This is a genomic window from Sinanaerobacter chloroacetimidivorans, assembly GCF_018128545.1.
In the GTDB taxonomy this organism is placed as follows: Bacteria; Bacillota; Clostridia; order Peptostreptococcales; family Anaerovoracaceae; genus Sinanaerobacter; species Sinanaerobacter chloroacetimidivorans.
Genome location: NZ_JAGSND010000009.1, coordinates 191,916 through 201,858 on the forward strand (window position 1 = coordinate 191,916; position 9,943 = coordinate 201,858).

8 protein-coding genes and 1 tRNA gene are annotated in these 9,943 nt (G+C 43.5%); 8 read left to right on the forward strand and 1 reads right to left on the reverse strand.

The features are described 5' to 3' along the window. The first annotated feature begins 159 nt into the window (after positions 1 to 159). From KCX82_RS14110 to KCX82_RS14145, 8 genes are all read left to right on the forward strand, one after another. On the forward strand, positions 160 to 1,248 hold the full coding sequence (locus KCX82_RS14110; RefSeq protein WP_227019124.1) for a BMP family lipoprotein: 1,089 nt from the start codon (positions 160 to 162) through the stop codon (positions 1,246 to 1,248). 285 nt (positions 1,249 to 1,533) lie between these two features. Then, positions 1,534 to 3,063: an ABC transporter ATP-binding protein gene (locus KCX82_RS14115; protein WP_227019125.1), complete on the forward strand. Its 1,530-nt coding sequence runs from the start codon at positions 1,534 to 1,536 to the stop codon at positions 3,061 to 3,063. Between the two features lie 20 nt (positions 3,064 to 3,083). Continuing rightward, the gene (locus KCX82_RS14120) at positions 3,084 to 4,307 is read left to right on the forward strand and encodes an ABC transporter permease (protein WP_227019126.1); all 1,224 of its coding nucleotides are present in this window, start codon (positions 3,084 to 3,086) and stop codon (positions 4,305 to 4,307) included. Then, positions 4,304 to 5,263 carry an ABC transporter permease gene (locus KCX82_RS14125; RefSeq protein ID WP_227019127.1) on the forward strand — a complete coding sequence of 320 codons (960 nt, stop codon included), beginning with the start codon at positions 4,304 to 4,306 and terminating at the stop codon, positions 5,261 to 5,263. The genes KCX82_RS14120 and KCX82_RS14125 overlap by 4 nt, the downstream gene beginning before the upstream one ends. An 83-nt stretch (positions 5,264 to 5,346) precedes the next feature. Further along, positions 5,347 to 7,365 carry a YgiQ family radical SAM protein gene (locus tag KCX82_RS14130; RefSeq protein WP_227019128.1) on the forward strand — a complete coding sequence of 673 codons (2,019 nt, stop codon included), beginning with the start codon at positions 5,347 to 5,349 and terminating at the stop codon, positions 7,363 to 7,365. Further along, positions 7,362 to 8,702 (forward strand): DNA methyltransferase, encoded by a 1,341-nt coding sequence (locus tag KCX82_RS14135; RefSeq protein WP_227019129.1) that lies wholly within the window; start codon positions 7,362 to 7,364, stop codon positions 8,700 to 8,702. Before KCX82_RS14130 ends, KCX82_RS14135 begins: the two co-directional genes overlap by 4 nt. Next, the gene (locus KCX82_RS14140; protein WP_227019130.1) at positions 8,699 to 9,589 is read left to right on the forward strand and encodes a YitT family protein; all 891 of its coding nucleotides are present in this window, start codon (positions 8,699 to 8,701) and stop codon (positions 9,587 to 9,589) included. Before KCX82_RS14135 ends, KCX82_RS14140 begins: the two co-directional genes overlap by 4 nt. A gap of 61 nt (positions 9,590 to 9,650) precedes the next feature. Continuing rightward, positions 9,651 to 9,726: transfer RNA gene (locus KCX82_RS14145), tRNA-Arg, on the forward strand. Here KCX82_RS14145 and KCX82_RS14150 read toward each other — a convergent pair. Then, positions 9,714 to 9,943: hypothetical protein (locus KCX82_RS14150; protein ID WP_227019131.1), on the reverse strand; the 230-nt coding region annotated here is incomplete at its 5' end. The genes KCX82_RS14145 and KCX82_RS14150 overlap by 13 nt on opposite strands.

The following is a 9,943-nucleotide window of genomic DNA, read 5'->3' on the forward strand; positions in this document are numbered from 1 at the left end:
CGGATGTTTGGGATCTAAATTTTCGTACTGTTTATCGGAGCTGGCTGAAAAAAATTGGAGAAATCTAACAAACCTGTAAATAATGCTTTTGTTATAGGAAGAAATCAGGTATAATTACACTAGATTATTTTCTAAATAATTCATTAGGAGGAAAAAGAAATGATGAAAAAAGTTTTAGCTTTCCTATTGGCTTTCGTACTTGTATTTGGTATGGTTGCCTGCGGTGGCGGCGGTGAAAAAGAGCCTGTGGCAGAGGATACATATGAAATCGCTATGATCACAGATATCGGTTCCATCGATGACAAATCATTTAATCAAGGTACTTGGGAAGGTATTGTAGCTTATACAGAAGAAAATAATATTACCCATAAGTACTACAAGCCGACAGAACAAAGTACGGATGCTTACCTCGCTGCAATTCAGCTTGCTGTAGAAGGCGGAGCAAAGGTCATTGTAACTCCTGGTTTCTTATTTGAAGAGCCAATTTTCCTAGCTCAGGATTTATATGAAGATGTAACCTTCATTCTCATTGACGGAAATCCACATAATGCGGATTATTCTGAATTCAGAACCGAGAAAAACGCGGTTGGAATCGTATTTGCGGAAGAGCAGTCCGGATATCTTGCAGGTTATGCTGCAGTAAAAGACGGATATACCAAGCTTGGATTCATGGGCGGTATGGCAGTTCCTGCAGTTGTTCGTTACGGATATGGATTCGTTCAGGGTGCGGATGCCGCTGCTGCTGAACTTGGAATCAACGGTATTGATATTAAATACCACTATACCGGTAACTTTGATGCAACTCCGGAAACACAGACTCTTGCTGCTTCCTGGTATGCTGAAGGCACTGAAGTAATCTTTGCCTGCGGCGGTGCTGTCGGAAACTCCGTAATGTCTGCTGCTGAAGCTGCTAGTGCAAAAGTAATCGGTGTAGACGTTGATCAGAGCAGTGAATCTCCAACCGTGATCACTTCTGCGATGAAGGGCCTGGGTGCTGCAGTGCAGTCCGCATTGGGTGAATACTATAACGGTACTTTCCCAGGCGGAGAATCCTTAATTTATGCTGCCGATATGGATGGCGTAAAGCTTCCGATGGAATCCTCTAAGTTCAATACCTTCTCCCAGGCTGACTATGATGCGGTATTTGCAAAATTAGTAGCCGGTGAAATCAAATTGCAGAAGGATACCGATGCAGAAGACGTAACAAAGGTAACAGTAACAAAATCAAAGGTTACTTTAGTTGAATAATCATTGACTCAAACATATGAAAAAGCAACAGGCTGGTAAACTGCCTGTTGCTTTTTCATATGGTATATTGTGATTTCTGAATGAAAGGGAATCCGGTTATGTTAGAAGCTCTTATTTAAGCTTTCTGATAATTGGTGATTTATTTTTTATAGCTTATCGGATATAATAATTCTATTAGTGAAAACGGCGTTGCCGCAAGGAAAGAATCATTGAATCATCTCGGCAGCCTGGTTCATGATAGAATAAAGGGTACTATATTAGTAAATTCAAACAAGGAGTGAAGATATGGATTACATTATCGAAATGTTACATATCACCAAAGAGTTTCCAGGTATTATCGCTAACGATGACATCACATTGCAGCTGAAGAAGGGTGAAATACATGCACTGCTTGGTGAAAATGGAGCAGGAAAATCCACCTTGATGAGCGTTCTTTTTGGTATGTATCAGCCGGAAAAAGGCGTAATTAAAAAAGAGGGACAAGAGGTTAAAATTAATAATCCAAATGATGCCAATGAATTAGGAATCGGTATGGTACACCAGCATTTTAAGCTGGTTCATAATTTTACCGTATTGCAGAATATCATTTTGGGAGTTGAAACCACGAAAAACGGCTTTCTGAAAATGGATGCTGCCAGAGAAAGGGTAATGGAGCTGTCGAACCAATACGGCCTGAAGGTAAATCCGGATGCTTTGATAGAAGATATTACCGTCGGAATGCAGCAGCGTGTTGAAATCCTGAAAATGTTATACAGAGAGAATGAAATTCTGATTTTTGACGAGCCTACTGCCGTACTTACCCCCCAGGAAATTGAAGAATTGATGAAGATTATGAAGGGGCTCAGAGAAGAAGGGAAATCCATTCTTTTTATTACGCATAAACTGAATGAAATAAAGGCTGTAGCCGACCGTTGCACGGTTCTTCGCAAAGGAAAGTATATCGGAACCGTTGATGTGGCATCTACATCCAAGGAAGAAATGTCGGAAATGATGGTTGGCCGAAAAGTTAATTTTGCCGTTGATAAAAAAGACGCTGTACCGGGACCGATAGATCTGGAGGTTCGGGATGTAACGGTCAGCTCCAAGCATAGTTCCAAAAAAGCGGTAAATCATGTCTCCTTTACGGTTAGAAAAGGTGAGATTGTATGTATTGCCGGAATTGACGGTAATGGACAATCCGAGCTGGTCTATGCCTTAACGGGTTTAACGCCTATAGAGAGCGGTCAGATCCTGCTGAATGGAAAAGATATCACAAAGATGAATGTACGAAGCAGGAATCTGCAGGGTATGAGCCATATTCCGGAAGACCGCCATAAGGACGGATTGATTTTGGACTATACTCTTACGGAAAATATGATACTAAAAAAATATTTTACTCCTGAATTTCAAAATAAAGGTTTCCTTAAATTCGATGCTGCCAGCCGGTATACGAAAAAACTGATTGAGAAATTTGATATCCGAAGCGGACAAGGTGAAAGAACCCAGGTAAGGAGCATGTCCGGAGGAAATCAGCAAAAGGCCATCGTTGCAAGAGAAATCGACCTTGATCCGGAAATTCTCATTGCAGTTCAGCCCACCAGAGGACTGGATGTAGGCGCCATTGAATATATCCATCAGCAGCTGGTCGCACAGAGAGATGAGGGAAAAGCTGTTCTTCTCATATCTCTGGAATTGGACGAGGTCATGAATGTCAGCGATAGGATTCTCGTGATTTATGAAGGGGAAATCGTTGCTGATCTTGATCCGAAAGAAATTACCGTACAGGAGCTGGGTCTTTACATGTCCGGCTCAAAGAGAAGTGAGGTGACAGCATGAATCGGTTAAAAAATCTTATTATGAGTGATGGCTTTAATCATGCTTCCGCATCTGTCTTTTCCATTTTGATTGGACTGGTTTTTGGATTTATCATATTATTAATCAGTAACCCCGCTCAGGCTGTTGACGGGTTTATCATCATCTTAAAGGGAGGCTTCAGTACCGGAGCAAAGGGAATGGGTCAGGTGCTGTATTTTGCCACGCCCTTAATCCTGACAGGCCTTTCCGTAGGCTTTGCTTTTAAAACAGGACTGTTTAACATTGGGGCACCGGGTCAGTTTATTATGGGAGCCTTTGCTGCAGTATATATTGGGGTCAAATGGACCTTTTTACCGGCTCCCTGGCATTGGATCGCAGCTCTCCTCGGTGCGGCAGTCATAGGCGGACTCTGGGCGCTGATTCCGGGACTTTTAAAAGCATACATGAATGTTCACGAGGTAATCGCCACGATCATGATGAATTATATCGGCATGTACCTCGCCAATCATATGGTAAAAGTCACCGTCTATGATTCCAAGAAAGCGCTATCCATGAACGTAGCCGATTCTGCTGTTCTTCCCAAAGGAGGACTAGATTATGTATTTTATAATCATCTGGGAAACACCAAGGATATGTCCACGGTAAACTGCGGAATCTGGATTGCGCTGTTGATTGCCGTCGTCATTTATATCGTATTGAATAAAACGACCTTTGGCTATGAATTAAAAGCCTGCGGATATAACCAGAATGCCAGCAAATATGCAGGAATCAACGAAAAGCGTAATGTAGTACTGTCTATGGTGATTGCAGGCATGCTTGCAGGGCTGGGCGGCGGATTGCTGTATTTGTCCGGTGCGAACGGAAGACGTATCAAAGTGGTAGACGTTCTCGCTGTAGAAGGATTCAACGGAATTCCGGCTGCTTTACTGGGGCTGTCCAATCCCCTTGGCATTATTTTCTCTGCCATTTTTATATCCTATATTACACAGGGCGGAAACTATCTGCAGCGATTGAATTTTGTTCCGGAAGTTATTGATATCATTATTGCGTGCATCATTTATTTCAGCGCCTTCTCCCTGATTATCCGAAATCTGATTTCGAGGATTTTAAAATCCCGCAGGGAAAAAGCGAGGACCGATGAGGCAGTGCCGGCAGAAGCCCAAACCGTCGCAGAAGCCGAAGCAACTGTGGATATCGTAACAGCGGCAGATACTGAGGCAACTGCTCAAACCGAAGTAAAGGAAGAAGGGAGTGAGCTGCTATGAGTCTTGTTTTTCTGGTATTTCAACAGACGATGTTCTTTTCCATTCCTTTGCTCATCGTTGCTTTGGGTGGTTTATTTACAGAACGGAGCGGTGTTACGAATATTGCACTCGATGGAATGATGATCATGGGCGCCTTTACCAGCATCTTTTTTATCAACCAGATGCAGGATACCATGAGCGGACAGACGCTGCTCATTATTGCCATTCTGATTTCTGTGGTTACAGGTATGGTATTCTCACTGTTTCATGCTTATGCTGCCGTAAACCTGAAGGCCGATCAGATCATCAGCGGTACCGCATTGAATATGTTTGCCCCGGCCTTTGCCATATTTATTGCAAGAATGATACAGACAAACGGCGTACAGCAGATCAACTTCAACAATACCTTCCGAATCGGTTCCGTTCCTTTCCTTGGAGATATACCGGTTTTAGGGGGCTTATTCTTCAGAAATGCATATATTACGACCTACATAGGGTTTGCCATCCTGGTACTGTCCGTAATTATCCTATACAAAACGAAATTCGGACTGCGACTGAGAGCCTGCGGAGAACACCCTCACGCTGCGGATTCTGTAGGGATCAATGTATATAGAATGCGTTATGCCGGTGTTATCATTTCCGGCGGGCTGGCAGGGCTCGGAGGTCTGGTATTCGTTGTACCTACTTCCACCAATTTTAATGCCACGGTTTCCGGTTATGGTTTTCTGGCCCTGGCTGTAATGATTTTCGGTCAGTGGAAGCCCTTACGGGTGTTGTTTGCAGCATTTTTCTTCGGGTTTATGAAGACGATTGCTTCGGCATATTCGGTCATACCCATTCTATCCACAGCTGCCATTCCAAGCGACGTATATAAGATGGTCCCCTTTATTGCAACGCTTATCGTACTGGCTTTCAGCTCAAAGAAATCTCAGGCACCGAAAGCAGTGGGCGTTCCCTATGATAAAGGAAGCAGATAGTTTGGTATAGAAATTTACAACTTATAGAAAATAAACAATAAAGATTTATAAAATTAAGACAGTGTAATGAAGCAGGAGGCTATATGCCATTTTTACCGGTAACAAAAAAAGAAATAGAGGAGAGAGGATGGCAGCAGCCCGATTTTGTGCTGATCACAGGAGATGCTTATGTTGACCATCCTTCCTTTGGCCATGGCATCATCAGCAGAGTTCTCGAAAGTCATGGTTATAAGGTGGCGGTTTTGGCTCAGCCAAATTGGAGAAACACGGAAGACTTTAAGAGCCTGGGGAAGCCAAGATTGGGGTTTCTGATCAATTCCGGCAATGTAGATTCCATGGTAAACCATTACTCTGTCTTTAAGCACAGAAGAAAGACCGACAGTTATTCACCCGGAGGCAAAACCGGCAACAGACCTGACCGCGCGGTGATTGTTTATAGCAGCAGAGCAAGGGAAGCTTATCGGGATGTCCCGATTATTATCGGAGGATTGGAAGCCAGCTTAAGACGATTTGCCCATTATGATTATTGGGAGGATAAAGTAAGGCGTTCCATCCTGCTGGATTCCAAGGCGGATCTTTTGATTTACGGTATGGGCGAAAAAGCTGTGGTGGAAATTGCGGAAGCATTGGATTCCGGTATAGAGGCCAAGGATATCTGCTGGATCAAGGGTACTGTATATAAGTCCGTTCGTTCAAAGCGAAAGGAAGGGGTTCGCCAGGAAGCTTTTGAAGAAGATTTTCTGGATGATGGTCATACCATCTTGCTTCCGGCCTATCAGGAGCTCACAAAAGGAGATCCAAGCAGCAGGGAGGAATCCCGTGCCAAGAAAAAATACGCAGAAAGCTTTCTGCTGCAATACCAGAACAACGATGCTATCAGCGGTAAAAGGCTCGTTGAGAAATATGAAGAAACGCTCTATGTGATTCAGAATCCACCCCAGGAACCCCTGACTACTCAGGAGTTGGATGATATCTATGAGCTTCCCTATGAGAGAACCTATCACCCTATGTATGAAGGCATGGGAGGCGTTCCTGCCATTGAAGAGGTTAAGTTCAGCATTATTTCCAATCGAGGCTGTTTCGGCGGCTGTGGTTTTTGTGCTCTAACCTACCATCAGGGCCGTGAAGTCAGGGGAAGAAGCAAAGAATCCATTCTTAAGGAAGCGGAACGAATGACCCAGGAAAAGGATTTTAAGGGCTATATCCATGATGTGGGAGGACCTACGGCAAACTTTAGAAGGCCGGCCTGTAAAAAACAGTTAAAGGCAGGGGTTTGCAAAAATAAGGATTGCCTGTATCCATCGCCTTGCGGACAGCTTGAAATCGATCATCAGGAATATCTGGACATTTTAAGAGCGGTAAGGAGCCTTGACAAGGTGAAAAAGGTATTTATCCGGTCAGGAATCCGTTACGACTTTGTCATGGCAGACGCTTCCGGCCAGTTTCTGGAAGAGCTATGCAAATACCATGTCAGCGGTACGTTGAAGGTAGCACCGGAGCATGTATCCAACAGGGTTCTTGAGAAGATGAGAAAGCCTTCCAGGGAGGTTTTTCTGGCATTTAGTAAAAAGTATAAAGAAATCAATGAAAAGCTTGGTTTAAAGCAATATCTGATCCCTTATTTTATTTCCTCTCATCCGGGATCTACCCTTGGGGATGCAGTTGAGCTTGCTGTATTTCTTAAGAAAAGCGGCTTTGTGCCGGATCAGGTTCAGGACTTTTATCCGACTCCGGGAACTCTTTCCACCTGTATGTATTATACGGAAATGGATCCGTTTACCGGAGAAAAGGTTTATGTGGCAAAGGATCCTGAGGAGAAAAAAATGCAGCGTGCATTGATGCATTTTCATAAGCCCGAAAACCGGGATATGGTAAAGAAAGCTTTGGAAAAGGCAAACCGCCAGGATTTGATTCCTGCGCTGCTAGGGAAACCGGGCAGCCTCGGAAATCAGACGAATTCTGGAAATTCAAGGAATTCAAAGAATACGAGGAATCAGGGAAATTCGAAAGACACAGGGGTTCAGCGAAACCCTGGGAAACCCGGACTCCGTAAGACGATAGAGAAGAAGAGCTCTCCCGCGAAAAAGGATAAGCACACATGAGTTTTATTGCAAAGCTAGCTAAAATAATAGAGGATAGCAGGATAGAGTACCAGTCATTACAATCTGGCTCATTTTTCGTCTCTGAAAAAGTAAGAGACGGAGCGAACCTCCTGGCCCACGGCGATAATGCTCTCTTTATGAAATATTTAATGGAGAAACAACAGCTGTCCGGCAAAATCAATTTGGTATATATCGATCCTCCTTTCTTTTCGAAAGCAAACTACGGAACAGAAGTCAAGCTATCCTCGGAGAAGATAAAAAAAATTCCTGCCATCAAGCAGAAAGCCTATCATGATTTGTGGGAAGACGGCATGGAAGAATATTTGAGAATGCTTACGGTACGTTTTTTTCTGATTAAAGATCTGCTTGCTGAAGAGGGCTGTCTCTGGGTTCATCTGGACTGGCACAGCGTTCATTATGTGAAAGTCATATTGGATGAGATCTTTGGCGAGAAGAACTTTATCAATGAGATCATTTGGACCTATAAATCCGGAGGTGTCAGCAAAAATTATTTTGCCAGAAAACATGACAATCTATTGTTTTATGCCAAGTCACCCAAATATTATTTCCAGGCCCAGCAGGAAAAGTCCTATAACAGAGATTTCAAACCTTATCGTTTTAAAGGGGTAAAGGAATACAAGGACGAGACAGGCTGGTATACCATGGTGAATATGAAGGATGTCTGGCAGATCAATATGGTAGGAAGAACTTCGGCAGAAAGAACCGGATATGCTACCCAAAAGCCGGAACAACTGATCGAACGAATTTTGGAAAGCTGTACGAAAGAAGGGGATCTCTGCGCTGACTTTTTCGGGGGTTCCGGCACATTGGCCGCTGCGGCGGATAAGATGAAACGAAGATGGATATCTTGTGATATCGGCAAGCTGGCTGTGGCAAATGCCCATAAACGGCTAGTTCAGGGATCGAGAAACGGGTACCTTCTCCTTGTTGATGAAAAGAGCCGGAATGGGCAGGGGGTCCTTCAAGTAGAGGCAAAAACAGAGCCTTCGGACATATCCGATAAACTGGAACTTACGGTGGAAGTCAAGTCCTACAAGCCTGATTCTTTAGCCGAGGTTCCCGTTGATGAAAAGTACATACCTATCGTTCGGAACATTATAAAAAACGACTCTTTACAGTTGGTGGATTATTGGAGTATTGATTTTGATTATGACGGCATAGAATATATACCGGATTTGTTTTTTTGCAAAAACGGCCCTGCCATTCCGTTTACCTGTCGGCGGACGGCAGCAGAATTTCACAAGATAGGCATTATGGTAATTGATGTATTCGGTAACCGGAGCTTTACTGTAATAGATCTAGAGGGGGAACTATGATTAGAAAATTGGATAAAACAAAAATGAAAAAATTTGGGATAGACCTTATTTTTATTTTGATTGGCTGCAGTTTGGGAGCATTTTCTACTATCGGAATCCTGATTCCGAACGGATTGACCGGTGGCGGTATAACCGGCATGATCAGGATTGTTCAGAATTTTGTGTCCGTCGACTTTTCCATACTGTATTATGCTGCATCTTTAGCAATCCTGATTTTTTGTGCTGTGATGCTGGGCTTGAAGGAAGCACGAAAGATTCTGCTTCTGACGATTACTTTTCCTGCATTTTTGTTTTTATTTGAACAGCTGAATTTTACGCTGCTGGAAGAAAAGGATATCATCCTGGCAGCAATTTATTGCGGTGTATTTTCAGGGATCTGCTGCGGTTTTATATTCACAAGGGGGTATTCCTTTGGGGGCACAGATACCATTGCGAAAATTATACAGAAGAAGTTGATGCCTCATGTTGGCCTGAGCAAAATACTTCTGGTCATCGATGCCACTGTTATCATAGGATCAGGCTTTCTCTTCGGACGGAACATCGCTTTGTATGCGCTGGTAACTCAGATCATTTTCTCAAAAACCGTTGATTTTGTCATGTACGGCTTTGATACAAAGGCAGTCCAGCTTGAAATTATTACCACAAAGCATGATGCGGTGGCAGATTTCATCATTAATGACATTTCCAGGGGTGTCACAAATGTCAGGGTAACAGGGGAATATACAAAAATTTCCAGAGAAAAAATCGTAACCATTTGCTCACCCAGAGAAAGCATGCTGATTAAGCAATTTGTAGCCAAAACCGACAAAGATGCCTTTGTCACTGTGATCCATGTAGATATGGTCTGGGGAAAAGGTGAAGGTTTTGGAGATATTTTAAAAGAATAAGCAATTGCCATTTGACATTTGCTTAAAATAGCAGTAAAATAGATAACGTGCCACTTGAGATGGGGCATTAGCTCAACGGATAGAGTCGCAGACTTCGAATCTGTCGGTTGGGGGTTCGAGTCCCTCATGCCTCACCATAAAAAAATACACTCCTTTTGGGGTGTATTTTTTTATGCCGTAATAGCATGAGGGACGAGAACCCGAAAGGGCGTCGAATGTCTGCAAAAGGCACCGGTGATGCCTTTTGCAATGAGACGGTCCAAGCCTGCTGAACGGGCAGGTGCAGGACGGCGGACACGTTAGTGGGCGCGAAGTCCCTCATGCCTTTGAGAAGATCAAAGAAGGGACGAGAAC